Consider the following 16,464-nt stretch of genomic DNA (forward strand, 5'->3'; position numbering starts at 1 on the left):
CGCCAGGGAGAAGCGCGTGGTCACCGGCCCGGGGGCCGGCACATGTCACACGCCGTAGTAGAGCTCGAAGTCCTGCCGGGGTATTGGGGGCCGTTGGTATCTGCTGATATCCGCTAGATGTCGGGGTTTTCGTAGTTGCCCCGGAGGGGCGGTTATGGACGGATTACGGACCTATTGCGGACTTTTTGCGGACTGGGGACACCGCGATCCCCAGCTTCTGGCCGCGGGGCTGCAGGCGCCGGACCGGCTACCCCTCCGGGGGTGATGTTGTCTGTCCAGCGTTCCGTTCTCGCCTTGGACCATAGAGGTCGGCGTGGTGACGTTGACGCCTGACCGCTATCCGGGGCGAAGATTTGCCTCGTCGTGTTGGATGCGGCCGCCAACGGCTAGATCAGCTGCGAGGAGACCTGTTCAGGGAGTAGTTCGGGATTGGAAGCAGTGTTCTGGGTCATGATGTGTCCTTACGCATCGGAGGGAGCGTTCTCGACCTCGACGTCTCCAGGGCCAGTGAGGGCACCCAACCAGTGCGCACCCTCTCACTATGTACCCCTAGGGGGTATGTGGCAGCACCTGGCGCACCTGCCTACTTGCCGAACTTGCCGGTGCGCCGCTTGTTCTCCCAGCGCTCCAATTGGTGCGTGGTTCTCCTGTCGTACCCGATGGACTCCATCGCCTCGACGACCTGACCAATTGGGAGGTCTTCTTCGGCGCATTCCGCCAACAGCTTGGGCATCAACTCGTCGGTCTGGCCAGTGCTGGTCCAGCCGTTGTTACCGAGGTGGTCGATGAAGTCCAACAGCTCGCGTTGCTCTTCGGTGAATCCGATCCACTGGAAGTTGGGTGGTTTCCTGGCCATGATCTTGTCCCCTCTCAGACTCGTGACCGGAGGAGTCCGGCCAGACTCGACCGTATCCGAAGAGCCAGTTGCACCCTGCCCGGCGTCACCGCTGATCGAGTTCCTATCGCACGACTCGTCGTATCCGGTCAAGAGTAACGTCGGTGTCCATGGGCGAACCCTACTTTGGCCGGCGCATCCCGTCACTAGGGCCGGGCAAACCATGTCACCGGACTTCGGAGTCCAGCGGCCTAGGAAGGGCCCCGCCAGCCGGGCAGGTCTCTGTCTAAGGCTCGGCGCCGCTCGGCGGGCAACACCCCGGCGTGGTGCCTGGTGCGCTGGTTGTCCAGCCACGTGCCCAATGGTTCTTCTGAACCGCCGCGGCGCGGCCATCGGCCGTGTTCTGTTCGGAGCCGGACGACGTCGACTAGGTGGAGCCGCCACGCTGCGTCGTAGTGCAGGCTGCGGGTGTCGGTCTGCCAACCGGGGATGGTCTCATTCAGCCACCGGGCTCGATGTACGGCCAGTCGGCCCAGGTTGTGCTCGGACCGCTGGGTGCTGAGCCACTGGGCGAGGGGCCCTTCGGGGTCGTCGTAGGAGTTCCGGTACGGGCGCCGGCCGTGCTCCTCGATGAACGCCAGCACGCGGGCGTGGGCGGCCTTCCACCTACGGTCTCGATCCGGGACCGATTCTGGACGTGGTCGGGGCCGGTCGTGGAGGTACAGGCGGCCCTCCACCATCTCGGGGTACTTGTGTGCGATGCGGCCCAGGTAGTCGCGGACCTTCTGGACGGGCTGGTCGTTGAGCTCAGCGATCTTCTCCGGGGTGATGCCCTGCCGGTAGAACAGCACCCACTCCGGGTGGAGCAAGCGGGGGCCATCGGTCATGAGCAACAGAGTAGTCGGCCCTCGGGTCCGCTGGGCTGACTGCTCTACGAATCTCCCCGCCGGTCAAGCCCAGCTGTCTCGTGGGAGGTCTGGGTAGTGGAAGGCGGAGTCGTCGTAGGGATCGGTCCAGTTGGACTCGCTGCGGTGGATCCGTTTCACGTCGGTGGCGTCCATCCATGCGAGGTGCCGGTCTTCGAAGGCGTGGCCGGTGACCCAGAGGGCGTAGACCTTGTCCTGGGTCCAGGCCCTGGCTTGGCCGTCTGCGGTGGTGCCGTCGGGCAGGGTGATCCGGATGTAGGGTTCCTGGCCTTCACGGGGGCGGGTCACGTGCCCCCAGGCGTCATCTCGTTCGCTGTACTGCACCGTCACAGGGTAGGCCCGGCCCCGGACGCGCAAAAGCCGCCCCCACCAACCTCGAGCGTGGCGGTGGGGGCGGCTCTGCGTGGTGGTGCTATTCGACTAGTTGGTGATAACCGATCACCGATGAGCGCTAGTGACGCAATGCTTCACGCTTAGATATATGGGTCACACCAACAGTGGTCGCGACGACCGCGGGGACGAAAACAAGAACGTTGTAGTCCGCGTACTCCACGAGTCCGTATGCGAACAAGCCAGACGTGAGCCCGATGACAGAAAGAATTACGCCGGCGAGGTCGACGCGTCGGCGTGATGTGGCCTCATGAATCGTCGTCATTCGTTGATCTCCTGTGACTCTCCACTTTCAGTACGGTCCACTTAGTTCTGGTGCGACCGTTCTTCTTGGTCGCATCTTCGCGAACGCGCAATCGAAAGATGTCGTTCCTGCGGATAGCCAAGCCGCTCGCCACCCGTCGGAGGAAGGTCTCGTCTTCTACAGTGGCGGACCGATTCTGATCCTTGGTCTTGACTCGCCAACGAGTAGGGTCTTCGAAATCGATGGCCGACATCTGAGCTTCTATCTCGAAGATGGTCTGGTCTTCCTCGATGTCGTCTTCCGGCCGTACGGCTGCGTAATCAGATCTAGTGAGTTCGAAGGCCTCCGGGGCATCATCCTGCGATTGAGTTTCGTCGTCATCCGGACTGGCAACATCGAGTGCGGTTACGCGTGGATCGCTAAGCGGGGCCATGATCTGTCGGAGCTGCTTCTTTCGCCGACGCGTTCGTTTTTGCAGCTCATCCCACGCAGCAGGAGGAATTTCTTGAGCTGTGTCGTCCTGCCAGACCACTTTGACGTTCCCGTTCTCCAGTCGCGAGAAGTCCTTGACCTCTGCCCGTACGGACTTGGTCGCCCACCAAATGATCGTAGATAGCGACGGGACACCGAGTACGGTACCGACCGTTACTGGTTCTGGGTTCTCAGCCACCACGCGTACAACTTCCATGAGGAAGGAGCCTTCTTTCGCAGGGCGTACGAGCACCTCGGATGTTGCCGGCCCCTCGGAATGGAAGACCCCGGCCTTATCGAAGTCTCCGGTGAGGCCAACTAGTCCCTGGAGCACCTCGGCCACATGTGCAGCACGAAGTTCATGCAGAGCGACACCGGTCTGATCTTCACCGGTGAACCGTAGTGTCAGCGCATCTACGACCTTAACGGCCAGCGAATTCTCAATGACCGCGAAGTCCGGTGTGTTCTCCATGATCGGAGCCTAGCGGTGTTTGGACGTCGCCCCGGCCACGGTGCTATTCGGCGACGTGGCGGCCGGGTTCCTTCTCGACGCCGGTGCCGAGGCCGATGGCTTGGAGGAAGGGCTGTAGTCGTGGCCGGGTGAGGAGCCACTGGACGAGGCCGGTGCCGGCGACCCAGGCGCTGGCGGTGAGTGAGTCGATGATGGGCTGGGACAGGGCGGTGAGGTCGATGCCGAGGACGCGGACGAGCCAGGCCAGGGCGACGCCGACCGCGGCGGCCACGATGGTGCGGAGTACGGCCTTCCATGGGTGGGCGACTTGGGTGGGTGTGCCGGGTGCGGGCTGGGTGGTGGCCATGGCTCAGCCGTCCTTCTGGGTGACTGCGTCGATGGCCTTGGCGTTGCCCCAGGACAGGTAGTGCATGTGCTTGCCGGCCTTGACGGGGCGGTCTTTGCCGAGTGAGTGGTCTCGGTAGGTGAGCTCGTGGTCCCAGACCCGCTCGGGGACGAGGGCGAGGTTGTCTTCGAGGTTGCCGACGATCGTGGCCAGGGACCGGGTGTCGGGCTGGCCGGAACGGGTGACGGGGATGGTGGTGCGACCAGTGATGTGGGACTTGATGCGAGCCTCGCTCGCCTTGATCTCGGCGACGATCTGGTTGACTTCTGCTGCGGACAAGGGGATCTCCTTCGGGTTGCTGGCGAAGCCAAGTGCTGGTGCGGTGGGGGTGGTGTCGAGGTTGACGCCGTGGCGGGCGAACCAAGTGACGGGGTCGATCCAGCCGGGGTCACCGGCCCAGCGGGCCATACGAATCGGTCGGGTGGTGTTCTGTGCGATGCCGATGTGCAGGTGGTCGGTGAAGTAGTCGTGGTCGGGCCCGTCGCGCCAGCCGGAGCCGCCGAGGGTGCCCAGCAGCCCGCCGGCGGGGATGGTCCGGCCGGCGCGGGCTGTGAGGGACCGGTGGTGGGTGGTGAACAGGAACATCTCGTCCCCGCCGAACCATCCGAGCCGGGAGTACTGCCCCAATCCCGAGTGGTACGGGATCCGCGCTTCACGGGTGCCGTCGTTCCAACCGGCCCACAGCACTTCGAGGACACACGGGGCCAGAACGGGGTCACCGGGTGTGTTCTGGATGCGGGCGCGGAGGTCCTCGCCCCAGTGGTCGCCATTGCGGTCACCAAACCCAGTGCCCTGGCCATCTGGCTGGACGCGGCCGCGGGGGCTGGGCGCCATCACGTTATGCAGGGTCATGTCTACTCCTCTGTGGCGTACCGGTGGTGGAGGTCTCGGAGCATCGGCATCATCGGCGCCGTCTCCTCGGTGTGCGCGAGGAACCGCTGGCGTAGATCCCGGGCTTCTTCGCGCATCTGCTGCGCCTCGCGGCGAGCAGCTCGGTCCTCGCCGTGCAGCTGCCCTAACTCGCGGCGGGTGGCCTGGTGATCGGCGCGGATCCCGGATACGTCCCGGCGCATCTCACCGAGGTCCTGGGCCAGTGCCCCGAACTTTTCGTCCAGGTCATCGCGCAGGTTGGACTCGTGGGTGTTGGCGACCTGGTCCTTGGCCTCGGCCGCGTCCCGCCCGATGACCATGAGCTTGGAGCGCAGGGTGATGTATGCGGGGATCGCGGCTGCGAGGACCACGGCCAGGGCGGAGACGACGGCGATGATGATCTCGATGATCCACGGTGGCATAGGCGGTGCCCCTCCTCGGGCATGGGTAAGGCCCGCCACCTGGTGGTGACGGGCCTCGGACAGGGGTAGGTGGGGCTGGGCTAATCGCGCAGCCGTTCGAGGTAGCGGAAACAGCATCGGGCCACGGTCAACTAGCCTGGAGAACTTGGACGCCCCGTCTATGAGTGAACCCATATCGGACTAGAGGAGAAGCCGTGATCCAGAACGAAGAAGCGATGAAGATTTACAGGAAATGGGAACAAGACGGTCGGCCGACCTGTGACCACACGAGGTTCGACCAGGAGCTGTATCTCGGATCGAAGACCGACGACCACGTGTGCTTAGACTGCGGTAACGATTTCAGCAAGAAGGAGATGCAAGCGATCATTGCGGCTCGGTCCACTTCTACTGCCGTTGGCGATGAGAGCGCAGTCGGCTAATCCGGCGTTTAGGCCGGACATGCCGAAGACCGCGCACTCGGCGGGACCTCTCATCGGCCTTCTAATTCTTCTGATCGGCCTTCGTCACAGCCAATCGTGGTAGGTTCAGCTCGAGTCACCCTCAGCTCGCCCACGCGAGTGTTTTCGACTCGGCAGCTCGGCAGCATTCTTGCCGAGGTAGTGCTGTAGCTCTTCTTCAGACACCTTCCAAGGTGCCCGCTCTGAGTATTTGAAGCCCTTGATCTCTCCACAGTTGATGCGCCTGAGTGTTAACCTCACTGGCTCATTCAGGCGTTCAGCTACTTGACTGGCTGTGAGTATTCCGCTGGGGATCCCACTGAACCTCCAGTCGTCGGTTGGAGGCGTGTAGCGTTTTCGATTCACCCACCTCCAAGTCGGCTGGGATCGAGGTCGACGGTTGAGGAAGCGCTCCAACGCTTCCTCGCTAACCCGCCACCTCCCGTTCTTGGTGCCGGAGAGCTTGGTGCCTTGGATCTGTCCGCTTCGGATGCGCATTCGTGTGGAGTCCGGATGCTCTTGCAGGATCCCTGCGGCTTCTTTGACGGTGAGCAAGCGAGTGACCATCTGGTTTGCTCCCTAATACTCGGGCGAATTGGTAGTTGAAAGATGGCAATGAGCTCTGAAGAGGTTCAAATGCGAGTGTTCTTCTTGATGAAGTGCTCCAGTGCCGACTCCGTGATCTTCCAGGGCCCCCGCTCCGTGAGCCGTGTTCCCTTGAGGTCGCCGGCCCGGAGGCGGGCCCTGGTGGTGTCGGGGTGCTCGCCGAGTCGTTCGGCTGCCTGCTTCACAGATAAGAGAACAGTGGGCATCTGTAACGCTCCCTAGTGCAAGTCGTGGCATGACATTGCCGCAACCATAGCCGCGAGGCGCGGAGGCCGGAAGAGTCACCGGTGTCTCGAGGGACCGACCATGTGGGCCCCTCGTGTGAACTCGGCTAATCCGGTGATGTGGTTCAGGTATGACGAAGGTTCCGTCACGCTACGAGGCCTTCAGGTTGAGCTAGTAGCGTCCAGATTCAAACTCCATTCTTCTGAGGGGAACTAGATGGTGGGTGTCTCTATCTACGACATAGGCCGTTGGACGAGCGCGGACGTAGCCTGGCGTGCGATTCGAACATTTAGATCTGCGCCGTCGAGCGATCTATTGACCCGCGGTAGTTCCTCACGCATGGATGTGTTTCAAGCCGCACTAGAACAAGCTCAGCAGCAGTACAAGGCGGCAGCCGCCATCGGATACGAGAGCCGTCCGCTCAACTTGTTTTACGGCCTATCTCAGGCTGGAAGAGCTCTGGCTGCGATCTCTCCAAAGCTTCGAGGCAACCATCCGGAGGGGGCGCAAAAGAACTGGGAAAGCTCGGGACATGGTGTCGGCTTTCAACTTGGCCAACTATCTACCCCATTTTGGGACAGGGAGATCGAGGTTCTCCCCAACAGGAGAGATTCCTTCAGCCGTGCCTCAATCGCCGTCGGCTCGACGTATGTGGATGTGGGGAGAGTGACACTCGGAAGTTTGGTCGCGCAGTTGCCAGAATCGTTGCCTCTGCGTGAGCGACTTGAGCGTTGGGATTCTTACATGAAGGTGAACTTTACTTCCCGCACGGACGGCAGACTATTGGCCTTCGACATTGGCCGGGGAGTTGACTCCATCTCCGCGATACAAGCCAAAATCGATCGGTACCCCCTGCTGCGAGGATGGTCGCTGTACTTGGACAGGGAGGGCCAACCCCGGCGTCCATCGGAAACTTCTGTTTATCTTGACGTTCCTGAAGGCTCGGTTGATGCCACAGGCTATGTGAATAAGCTGCGGGGCGCGTCGACCTATGCGGGGAACCAGGTCATCCTTCCCGTTGCAGGACAAGCTGAGTCAGTGATCGAGCCGATCATGGCTTGGTGGTTGATCCTGTTCGACTTCTCAATGTTGGCGCGATATGAGCCTCGGGCATGGACAAACGCTCTGCACATTGGTCGGTCAGAGGTCGCATCTCAGGTCGAGTTTCTACTCGACGCAGCCCTTATAGCCGTGCCAGAACTCCTAGCCGAACAGTTGGAGAGGCTCACTGCAAACGACGAATCCGATGGGTAGTTCGGATTTGCGGTCGGTAGACTCACCCCATGACTCTTGTTGATCGACTGCGCGCCTGGCGGGTGGGCCGTGACTTGGAGCAGCGGCCCTGCAGGCGGACTGAGTTCACCGGCATCCGTGAAACCTGCCCGCACACGTACACGCGCCGTCAAGCTCGTGCCGCCGGGCATGACGGGTTCTGCTCGCATGACTGCGCCGTCTTTCAGCAGGAGCACGGGTCCTAGACCATATAGTCAGCTCGGAGTCGTGCTGTCATTGCCGCCACCTCGGCCGCGTTGAACGCCCGCTTGTGGACCTCGCACAATCCCAGCCGGCCATAGAAGTAATGCGTGCTCCGGGAAGCGTTCGTCCCGAACCGGGCAGGGGTCAAGCTCGGAAGGGCTGGCCCCAAATTTCCGGTGGTCGTCTGGCCATTGACCGTAACGGACGACGCGGCTCCATTGAACACGGCCACAATCACAGTGAACTGGCTGGCCGCGAGTGCTGGCCCAGTCAGGGAAGTAAGTACCCCTCCCACGGCGGACTGGGCCGCAACGGACCCACCCGACATGAGCACCGTGAGGTAATCATTGGCCCCACCCGCACCAAAAATGCGCTGTGTGTTGCCACCTTCTGAGGCGTATCTGGCGACCAGTACCACCGTCATTGGACCTTCCATCCCTGAGATCGCACCCGTCTCCGCCCAGTTTTGGTCTGTGTAGGTGAACAGCGCGGCCCGGTGCCCATTGATGCCTGAGTTCTGCGCGGTCATGATGTCTGGCGGATTGGTGCTGAAGCTGGTCATATCTCCGCCAGCTGCGGTTCCCGTGTTCTTCCACGACGTGATTGATGCCAGGTGGGCGCCAGGAATGTTATCTGCGTTCCACCGGAAGGCAGGTGGGGTGTCAACGTCCAGCGACGGCAGCATGCCTCGCTCCAGCAGATGACGGACCACGCGTGAAGCAACGGCCGAATCAGCGGCGTTGTTCAAGTGGAGATCATCGGAGGAAAGAGATGGAGGCTTGTTTCCCAGGGCTTGCTGCTCGACGTCTGATGCGGTTGGCGTAATACCCGTGTCCATCCACACCTGCGCACCGGTCAGGTATGCGCTTTGGTCGAAGTAGTGCTCTCCGAACTCGGCGCGCATGTCCTGATTCATGGCCAAGATGCGGTCGCGAGTAGCTGACGTGGCGGGGGTGTTGGTATCCACGAAGTGACCCCAGATCACGTAGTCATTGGAGTCATGCAGGGCAACGGCGTCACGGAGCCACCCAAGGAGGGCTTGCACGTCTTGAGTGCCGCCATGGGCCGTGAGGTTGTTCTTGCCGAGGTTCAGATGCAGAACGCCGGCGCGGGCCTCTCGGTCTGGGATGAATGGCGTACCGGCGGAGATCCGCACTTCGGGTCCAACGGTAGTGCGGGCAAAGGTGTAGACCGGGTTGGACCGGAGCCCGCCCTTCAGTGTGCCGTGGACCCCTCCGAGCTTGCCACTGATGGTCACGCCTGTGTTCGGCGATTCGACCATCCCCTGAACGGTGATCGGCAACGGGTTCGACTCCCCGAATCCAGTGCTAGGGATCGTGACCGCGTCGACCTGGACCGGTCTGGAACCAATCCGGGCCGTGGTCTGCTCGGCAATTTCACCTCCCTGACCAGCATCGACCCATGTTGCCCCGTACGGTGCGAGTGCTGACTGCATCTCGGAAACGATGCGGTCCATGGTGGATGAGCCGAAGCCCCAATGAGTGGCGATGTCGCGAGCTCTTCCCTTGGCCGCCGACAGGCCCGACACAGCTACGCCGACCGCGCTGCCAGCTTCCGATCGCACCGGTGCCATTACCTCGGCACTCTGTGTGTTTAGTGCAGTCTGCAGCTTGGTGCCCTGGGTGTTCACCAGAGACGAGGACGCATCGTCCAGGTCGGCGACGCCGGACGGGTCGCCGTCGATGCCCTTGGGGATCCGGGCGTCCACTCGGTAGGCGGCGGTCCCGGTCTTGACCAGGGTGACCTCTGCGGGCTCGCCGGCGGCCACCTGTTCGGTGGTGCCGACGGTGAGTTGCGGAGTGCGCCCCTGGGGTCCCAGCAGGGTGCCGAGGCGCTTCTTGATTCCTGCCATGGTCATGCACTCCAGTCCACGAGCTCACCGTGCTCGATTGTCGTTCCGTCAGGGGTCGTGTAGGTCGGCAGCGGTGCCCCGCTGTCCGGGTTGTAGGTGGGTTCGATGTAGAGCCAGAGCATGGATACCGGGGGCGGCGTCGCTGCCTGCCACGCCAGCCCCCACGTGGTCTCCACAAGGGCCAGGTCTCCGAGGTCCCCGCCGCCAGCCGGGACCACAAAAGCCGGCAGTCGTTCACGTAGCGCGGTGCCCCCGGTCGGGGAGAGCCACTCGATGACGAGCTCGTACCGGACCGGCGCTGCGAACTCCGCCGTCACGATCAGGTCCGCCGACATGGTGCCGTCCGCGCTGATGTCCATGAACACCGGCTCCGTGCTGACCGCCGTGCCGTCGAGGGTGACGGCAGCCCGGTCCAGGGAGACCATGGCCTCTGGTTGCCAGTCGGGGCGGGCTCGGGATGAGAGGTCGGCGAGCCGACCGGTCACCGTGGCTGTGAGTGGCATCAGGGAGTCTCCTCTTCGGGGGATGGGTCAGGCTCAGTCGGAGCGGGCTCTGGGTCGGCTAGGACCGGTTCGGCCGGCGCCGTGGTGCCTTCTTCGACCACGACGAAGTCCCCGCCGATGCGCTCGGCGAGGGCCTGCCACGCCACGACGGTTCCGGAGACACCGTGGACGATGGTCCCGGTCTCGGTCGGGACGTCGCACCAGGCGGCGTCCGGGCCGTAGGACTGCAGGGTGACGTCCACGTCCGTGTCTGGCTTCACGATGGCTGTGAAGTGCTCGGGGAAGTCCACGCTGGCAGTGCCGTCCTCGCCGATGGCGGCCCGGCCGCGGCACTGGATCAGGGAGTGCGGGGACTCCGTGGACCCGTACCGGATCGTGTGACCCTCGAGGTTGGGGTGGTCCATGAGGAAGTTCTTCGTCCCGGAGGCGGTGAGGTTGCCGTTGACCAGAGTGGACGAGTTCAGGTGAATGTTCTCGCCCAGCTTCGCCCACAGCCCCAAGTCCCCCGCGTTCGTCCCCTGGATGACCGCTCGCGAGGCATCACCAGCAGACCAAGCGCCATTCACCCCAGCGCTGTACGCCGAGCCGCTGGTGCCCAAGGTTGCCCCGCCGGTTGCTGTGAGCGTCACGGAATTTCCGTCGGGCCCGTAGAGGTCCACGGCCCCATCGGGGTGGAGCGTGACCTGCCCATTCGCGTTGATGAACTGCGCCATGCCGGCCTGGTTCACGAAGACCTGCCCGGCGGCGGTAGTCCCCGCTCCTGCAATCAGTTGGGCCGACGTCGCGTACAGGAACAGGTTTGAACCGCCGTATCCGGCCGGCGCCGTGGACTCGTTCCGGCGAGGCCCGGCCACGCCGAACACGCCCTCATCAGCCCAGAACGCAGGGTCGGCCAGCAGGCCGGCCCGGCCCGTTGGCGACAGGGTGATGTGCCCGCGCCCGTTGACAACCCAGAGGGTGACCGTGAGTTCCTCGCCGTCGAGGATGATTTTGCCCTCGCCATGAACCCGGAGGCCATCGCCGTGGCCGATGCCGGTCTGGCCGACGGGGGCGGAGGTTTCCTGGCGTCGCTGCTGGCGTCGCTGTTCACGGAGGTTCCCCGTCTTCACGTTGTTGTAACCCAAGGGATCCTCCCTTCTTAAACGCCGGCATCGGTGGTCAGGTCTTGCAGTTCGAGGTTGATGGCCCGGCCCCCGGATGCCTGCCACCCGATGAGGGTGCGGCGGAGCGTGGTGTGCCTGTACTGCAGGGAGTCCTCGAGGATGACCTGGATGGTCCCGCCCATCACGAGCTCGTCCGGGGTCACCCAGTCCTTGTTGTCCGGGTCTAGGCGCATGGTGACGCTGTCCTGCGTGATGACCGTCTGGGCTTCCTGGTACAGGCCGTCTGCCTGCCGGACCAGCTGGGCCCCGGACTCAACATCGGGGCGGGCCAGGAGGACCTCGCGGGCCATCATCGTCGGTGTGGTATCCGACTTGCGGGTGTTCAGGATGTCCACTTCGGAGCCCTTGCCCGTGTGATGGGTGACCGTGAACAGCTTCGAGGTGTCCAGGGTCGTGCCACCGTAGGTCGCCTGCGGGGACTGCGCCCCCGTGGATCCGAGCGAGGTCACCAAGACTTCCCGGCCGCGGTCGGCGAAGACCTCCATGACCCACCGGAACTTGTAGGCCGACCACTCGGGCCGGAAGTCCACGACCACGCCAGCCTCTTCCTCGAGGTCGTCGAGGGCTTCGGCGGCGGTCTTGAAGTTGTAGCCCCACCACTGCAGGGTGTGGGTCCCTGCGACGACCTCCGGCCGGATGATCGGTAGCCCGAACCCGCCCACCCGGTATTCGGGGTCTGGTGGCTCATAGTCTCGGGTGGCGGCCCGGACGATCTCGGAGGCCAGCCCGGTCCACGTCCGGTTGGCGAAGATCACGTCATTGGCGACCAACGGCCACTGGGTCTTGGTCAGCAGGAACCGGCCCTCCAACAGGGTCCGTAGGCACACGGTGTCTACTCGGAGCGTCCCGGATGCTTCGGCGATGACGAGGGGGCCGGAGACGATGCCGGCAGCCAGGGCCAGTTCGGACGACCCGGACTGCCAGGACACCACGATGGCGTCCCGCCATGGCCGGATCCGGTGCTGCAGCCCGGCCATGGGGTTGCCCTCCATGACGGTGCCGAGGACGTCGTGCGGGTCGGGCCGGATGTTGAATTCCACCGACCATGACACGGGTTCCGGGCGCCGGGCCCACGAGGGGGTGGCCTTCGGGGTGAGTGTTTCGAGCCGGTCGCCGGTCAGGGCGTCGATGAGGTGGTAGACGTACACGGCGGCGGCTCCTTCCTAGACCCAGGTGTCTTGGACGTGGACCTGACCGGTAACGGATCCGGTGGTCATGGGGCGGGCTCGCATGATCTGTTCTGGGCCCGGGCGGATGCGGATGATCTGGGCGCGGGCGAAGTCCCTGATGGGTTCCCCGTTGCGCCAGGCCCGGCCGGCACGGAAGTCGATCACGTCCTCCTGCCCTGAGGCGAGGGGTGTGGTGACTTCCCACCAGACGTTCTCCTCGTGGGACACCCGGTAGCCGCCCGGGGCGGAGCCGGTGACGGTCACGATTGGCAAGGAGTCGGTGTTGCCGCGGTGGAAAATCCCGCCGGTGCGCACATCGTTCGGGAGGGTGACCGGCTCGTGCCAGCCGCCGTACCGGTTCGGGTCCAACGCGGTCACCGTCAACTGCCAATGCATGAACGAACCCCGGACCACCGGGTCGTCCATCTGCAGATCCCGAACGATCCGGGACGTCGCCTGCCCGCCCGTGGTGACCGTCATCATCCCCGGCACCCGGAGCAGGCCGGCCAGGACCATGCGGGCCTGCGTGGCCTGCAGATCGTCCTTGGCCGCCAACCGGCCAGTGACCGTGATGGTGCGCGGCTGGACGGTCAGCAGGCCGGGAGAGGCGGCACGGGCGCCAGGGGCCGTGCTGTGGCCGGCATCTTTCGGTCCGGGGTTGTGCCACCCTTCGAGGCCCCGGGTGACCCACACCCCGAACCGGTCCATTCCGTGCAGTTCCTGACCGTCAATCGAAATCGATGTCACCGATGCTCACCCCCTGTGCCGAGAACTGGTGCCCGATCTTCGACGCCACCAACTGCGCCGTCTCACGGGCGTTCGATGCTTCGGTGACGTGCACGGTGATCCTCACGCCGCCGCCCTCGGTGCCCTGTGTGGTGTACGGATTCCCCGCAGCAGTCACACCAGCACCAGTGACCCCACCGGCGAGGGTGGGGTCGATACCGTTGGCGATAACGCCGGAGATGTCGCCGAGCGTGTTGGCCAGCGACGGGATCGAGGCCCGAATGCTGTTCTCGAGCCCGGACATGATCCAGCCGCCGGCGGGGACGAGGAGCGCGAGGTCGTAGGCCTTGGGTCCCTTGTTGTCCGCGATCCACGAGCCGATGCCGCCGATGAACCCCTTGACCTTGTCGAAGCCAGCGGTCAGCCCGGACAGGAACCCGTCGATGATCTGCCCGCCCGCGTCGAGCAGGAGGCCGCCGAGATCGCCTAGGGCAGAGAGGATATTTCCAGGCAGATCCCGGAAAAACCCAACGGCACCGTCGATGAACCCACCGATCCCGCGCGTAATGTTCGACCACGTATCGGCCAGAAAATTCGCCACGTTGGTGAACGCTGTACGGGTGAAACTAACGACCTTGTCCCAGTTCGCGATGATGAGCGCCACCAGCCCGACTACGGCGGCAATCACCCACCCGATGGGGCCGAGCGCAATGAACCACGCAGCCGCCATGCGGGCCGCTTGGAGGAGCGACTGGGCGCCCATGAGGACCCACGCGCCAACCACCCGTGCAGCCTGCACGGCGAACGAAGCAGCGCCGGACGCTGCGGCCGCGACGATCTGGGCTGTCCACACCGCCGCCATTCGGACACCCTGTACAACGGCCTGCCCTGCCATCAAGACCCACGAGGCAATGACACGGGCAACATGTACAGCGAACTGGGTTGCCCCGACAGCCGCCGAAGCGACCACCTGAGCCGTCCACACCGCCGCCATGCGGATCCCCTGGACCACAGCCTGAGCGGCCATGAGCACCCAGGAGGCCACGACCCGAGCCGCCTGGACGGTTGATTGAACGGCCATGAGCACGAACGAACCGACCACCCGGGCAGCAGACAGCGCGAACGAGGCCGCTCCGCGCAATGCCGCGCCGACCATCTGTACAGTCCACACGGCGGCGATCCGGAGCCCGTTGACAGTGGCTGAGGCTGCCATCAGTGCCCACGCACCGACGGTACGGAACGCGGCGGCGACCGCCGTGCCTGCCCCCTTGATCAGGGCAGAGTTGAGGATGGTCTGTACGACGGCCCAGGCCTTCATCGCCCCATTGACAGCCCACACGGCGCCGGCGAACGCGGCCAGGCCGAGGGCCAACGGAGCGATGACCGGGGCGAACTCGGACAGCATTTCGATAGCCGGTGTGAGGTACGGGATGACGCCGACCATGACGTCCATGAGCGAGGTCTGGATGATCCGACCGAACTCTTTGACAGCGGTTGCGGGCCCGCCGGTAAGTTCCTCTCCTGCGGTCGCAGCCGCCCCCGAAACGTCCCCGAGACCACTCTCGGCAGATGAAAGCTGGCCCAGGAACGCCGGGATCTCCGACTTGGATAGATCCTCAATTGGGGCGCCGAAGAGGGCGATAGCGGCCTCCGCCTGCTCCCCGGGATCCTTGATGTCAAGGAGGCCACCGACGACCTTCTGCATCGCCTCAGCGCCCTTGTCGCCGCCGACGGCCATGTCGGAGGCGAGGGTATCCATGGAGAGGCCCAGGTCCTCGACGACTTCGACGGAGGCCTTATTCTCGGTCGACATGAGGTTGCCGAATTCCTTGACGGCGTCACCGGTCTTGTCGATGCCGTACATGCCAGCCTCGGAGGCCTTGACCAGCATGGACATCATGTGTTCGCCCTCGATGCCAGCCTGCTGGAAGAACGGGCCGTACTCGTCCGTAGCCTCCAAGATTTCGTCTCGGACGGCGACGGGGACCTTCTGCATGGCAGCGGTCAGCAGATCGGCGGCCGCGACCCCGTCCTTGGCGAGCCCGTTCGTAACCATCTGCCCGGCAACCTGCGCGGCGCGGCCTACGTCGGATCCGGCGACCGTGGCCACCGTGGACATGGACCGGGCCATGGCCGCCAGGTCCTCTTCGGAGGCATCCCGCATCCCGGAGATTGACGAGATGACGGCTTCGGTGGCGTTGGTGGCGTCCTCCATGGACTCACCGAATCCGGAGGAATACAGTTCCCCGGCAGCCTTCCCTGCTCGCTCCGCCTCCGCCCCGGTGAGCCCGAGACCGGCGTTCATCTTCCGGGTTGCCCCGTCCATCTCGATCGCACCCATGAGCCCGGTCGCCAACGCGGCACCAGCAGCCAGACCGGCGGCGGACCCGGCGACCTGCCACTTCTTGTCCCCGAGGGTGGCCATCGCGGCCCCGATGCCCTTCTCGAACGGACCAGCGTCGAGACCGAGGTAGCCGACCAGTTCACCGACATTTATGGCCACAGGATGCCCCTTTCCGGGTGGTTACCTACGGCGTCGACGGCCACTCTGCTGCTGCTTGGGCGGGTAGAGCTTGAGCCGGAGAAACGATTTTTCGATCCCGAGGAGCCCGGAAACGCGGGACATAAGCCACCGGTAGGTTCGGGCCGTGAGTGTGCCGTCCTCGACGTCGACCCCGTACCAGCGGTGCAGGTCGGCCTCGATCAATTGCCAGTGCTGGAAGATGTCTTTCCAGATGAGCCCTGAGTTCGGGGCTTGGCCTTCGGGGTAGTCGTAGTAGTCCGAGAGGCCCGTGGCTTCGTCGTAGTGGCCGCGGCCGTGCGGGTCTGGGTCGCCGTTCTCCGCGCCTTGCGATTCGGCGCTGGAGCTTTTCCCCCCGAGTTCCAGAACGCCTCCGCCGGGGTGTCTCCCATGACGGCGTAGATCAGGGCGTAGGTCGCGGCGAGCTTGATCCCAGTGAACGGGACCCCGTCGGCGACCATGACGTCGTAGGTGTCGGCCAGGACTTCCTTGTAGTAGTCGACTTCCTGGGCGTCGGTCATCATTTTCACGTCGGCCTCGTCCAGGGTGGGCTCGGTGCCGTCGTCCTGGGCATCCTTGATCTTCTGGGCGACGCCCATCATCTGGCCGAACACGAGGCCGGCCTCTGCGGAGGCGTGGGGGACGGTGTAGGTCTTGCCTCTGATGGGGAGGTGGTGGCCGTCGCTGAGTACGGCCTGGAGGTCTTTGAGTGCCATGGTGGAGGGTTACCTTTCCGAGGTGTGCCGAGGT

At 64.2% G+C, this 16,464-nt stretch carries 18 protein-coding genes; 2 read left to right on the forward strand and 16 right to left on the reverse strand.

Going from position 1 to position 16,464, the window contains the following annotated elements; all coding sequences use genetic code 11:
* Nucleotides 1-583 precede the first annotated feature (583 nt).
* From RUH65_RS05800 to RUH65_RS05830, 7 genes are all read right to left on the reverse strand, one after another.
* Nucleotides 584-856 carry a hypothetical protein gene (locus RUH65_RS05800; protein WP_313816325.1) on the reverse strand — a complete coding sequence of 91 codons (273 nt, stop codon included), beginning with the start codon at nt 854-856 and terminating at the stop codon, nt 584-586.
* A 230-nt stretch (nt 857-1,086) separates the two neighbouring features.
* Nucleotides 1,087-1,722: a helicase associated domain-containing protein gene (locus tag RUH65_RS05805; RefSeq protein ID WP_313816327.1), complete on the reverse strand. Its 636-nt coding sequence runs from the start codon at nt 1,720-1,722 to the stop codon at nt 1,087-1,089.
* Between the two features lie 63 nt (nt 1,723-1,785).
* Nucleotides 1,786-2,085, reverse strand: a complete 300-nt coding sequence (locus RUH65_RS05810; protein ID WP_313816328.1) for a hypothetical protein — start codon at nt 2,083-2,085, stop codon at nt 1,786-1,788.
* A gap of 314 nt (nt 2,086-2,399) precedes the next feature.
* The gene (locus RUH65_RS05815) at nt 2,400-3,338 is read right to left on the reverse strand and encodes a hypothetical protein (protein ID WP_313816329.1); all 939 of its coding nucleotides are present in this window, start codon (nt 3,336-3,338) and stop codon (nt 2,400-2,402) included.
* 43 nt (nt 3,339-3,381) lie between these two features.
* Nucleotides 3,382-3,684 (reverse strand): hypothetical protein, encoded by a 303-nt coding sequence (locus tag RUH65_RS05820; protein WP_313816330.1) that lies wholly within the window; start codon nt 3,682-3,684, stop codon nt 3,382-3,384.
* Between the two features lie 3 nt (nt 3,685-3,687).
* Complete coding sequence (locus RUH65_RS05825; RefSeq protein WP_313816331.1) at nt 3,688-4,575, reverse strand: hypothetical protein; 888 nt, start codon at nt 4,573-4,575, stop codon at nt 3,688-3,690.
* 2 nt (nt 4,576-4,577) lie between these two features.
* The gene (locus tag RUH65_RS05830) at nt 4,578-5,015 is read right to left on the reverse strand and encodes a DUF2746 domain-containing protein (RefSeq protein WP_313816332.1); all 438 of its coding nucleotides are present in this window, start codon (nt 5,013-5,015) and stop codon (nt 4,578-4,580) included.
* 194 nt (nt 5,016-5,209) lie between these two features.
* Here RUH65_RS05830 and RUH65_RS05835 point away from each other — a divergent pair, with 194 nt between their 5' ends.
* Nucleotides 5,210-5,434, forward strand: coding sequence for a hypothetical protein (locus RUH65_RS05835; protein ID WP_313816334.1), 225 nt, complete (start codon nt 5,210-5,212; stop codon nt 5,432-5,434).
* Between the two features lie 105 nt (nt 5,435-5,539).
* Here the strand turns inward: RUH65_RS05835 and RUH65_RS15695 are convergent, their stop codons facing one another.
* Together RUH65_RS15695 and RUH65_RS05840 are read right to left on the reverse strand one after the other, a co-directional pair.
* Entirely contained in the window at nt 5,540-6,019 is a 480-nt protein-coding gene (locus RUH65_RS15695; RefSeq protein ID WP_396179679.1) for a helix-turn-helix domain-containing protein, read from the reverse strand.
* A gap of 65 nt (nt 6,020-6,084) precedes the next feature.
* Nucleotides 6,085-6,264 carry a helix-turn-helix domain-containing protein gene (locus RUH65_RS05840; protein WP_313816335.1) on the reverse strand — a complete coding sequence of 60 codons (180 nt, stop codon included), beginning with the start codon at nt 6,262-6,264 and terminating at the stop codon, nt 6,085-6,087.
* A gap of 358 nt (nt 6,265-6,622) precedes the next feature.
* Between RUH65_RS05840 and RUH65_RS05845 the strand changes: the two genes are divergently transcribed.
* Nucleotides 6,623-7,537, forward strand: a complete 915-nt coding sequence (locus RUH65_RS05845; RefSeq protein WP_313816336.1) for a YaaC family protein — start codon at nt 6,623-6,625, stop codon at nt 7,535-7,537.
* A 220-nt stretch (nt 7,538-7,757) separates the two neighbouring features.
* On the opposite strand, the gene RUH65_RS05850 is transcribed toward RUH65_RS05845, so the two are convergent.
* The 7 genes from RUH65_RS05850 to RUH65_RS05880 all read right to left on the reverse strand — a co-directional run bounded on the left by RUH65_RS05850 (nt 7,758) and on the right by RUH65_RS05880 (nt 16,430).
* Nucleotides 7,758-9,638 carry a LamG-like jellyroll fold domain-containing protein gene (locus RUH65_RS05850; RefSeq protein ID WP_313816337.1) on the reverse strand — a complete coding sequence of 627 codons (1,881 nt, stop codon included), beginning with the start codon at nt 9,636-9,638 and terminating at the stop codon, nt 7,758-7,760.
* Nucleotides 9,635-10,135 carry a hypothetical protein gene (locus tag RUH65_RS05855; protein ID WP_313816339.1) on the reverse strand — a complete coding sequence of 167 codons (501 nt, stop codon included), beginning with the start codon at nt 10,133-10,135 and terminating at the stop codon, nt 9,635-9,637. Before RUH65_RS05855 ends, RUH65_RS05850 begins: the two co-directional genes overlap by 4 nt.
* Entirely contained in the window at nt 10,135-11,259 is a 1,125-nt protein-coding gene (locus RUH65_RS05860; protein ID WP_313816340.1) for a hypothetical protein, read from the reverse strand. The genes RUH65_RS05855 and RUH65_RS05860 overlap by 1 nt, the downstream gene beginning before the upstream one ends.
* Nucleotides 11,260-11,273: 14 nt before the next feature.
* Nucleotides 11,274-12,446, reverse strand: a complete 1,173-nt coding sequence (locus tag RUH65_RS05865) for a hypothetical protein (protein ID WP_313816341.1) — start codon at nt 12,444-12,446, stop codon at nt 11,274-11,276.
* 15 nt (nt 12,447-12,461) lie between these two features.
* The gene (locus RUH65_RS05870; RefSeq protein ID WP_313816342.1) at nt 12,462-13,175 is read right to left on the reverse strand and encodes a hypothetical protein; all 714 of its coding nucleotides are present in this window, start codon (nt 13,173-13,175) and stop codon (nt 12,462-12,464) included.
* A gap of 19 nt (nt 13,176-13,194) precedes the next feature.
* Nucleotides 13,195-15,408 carry a phage tail tape measure protein gene (locus RUH65_RS05875; RefSeq protein WP_313816344.1) on the reverse strand — a complete coding sequence of 738 codons (2,214 nt, stop codon included), beginning with the start codon at nt 15,406-15,408 and terminating at the stop codon, nt 13,195-13,197.
* A gap of 488 nt (nt 15,409-15,896) precedes the next feature.
* Nucleotides 15,897-16,430: a hypothetical protein gene (locus RUH65_RS05880; protein WP_313816345.1), complete on the reverse strand. Its 534-nt coding sequence runs from the start codon at nt 16,428-16,430 to the stop codon at nt 15,897-15,899.
* Nucleotides 16,431-16,464: the final 34 nt, after the last annotated feature.

This window comes from Citricoccus sp. (genome assembly GCF_032154715.1).
GTDB lineage: Bacteria > Actinomycetota > Actinomycetes > Actinomycetales > Micrococcaceae > Citricoccus.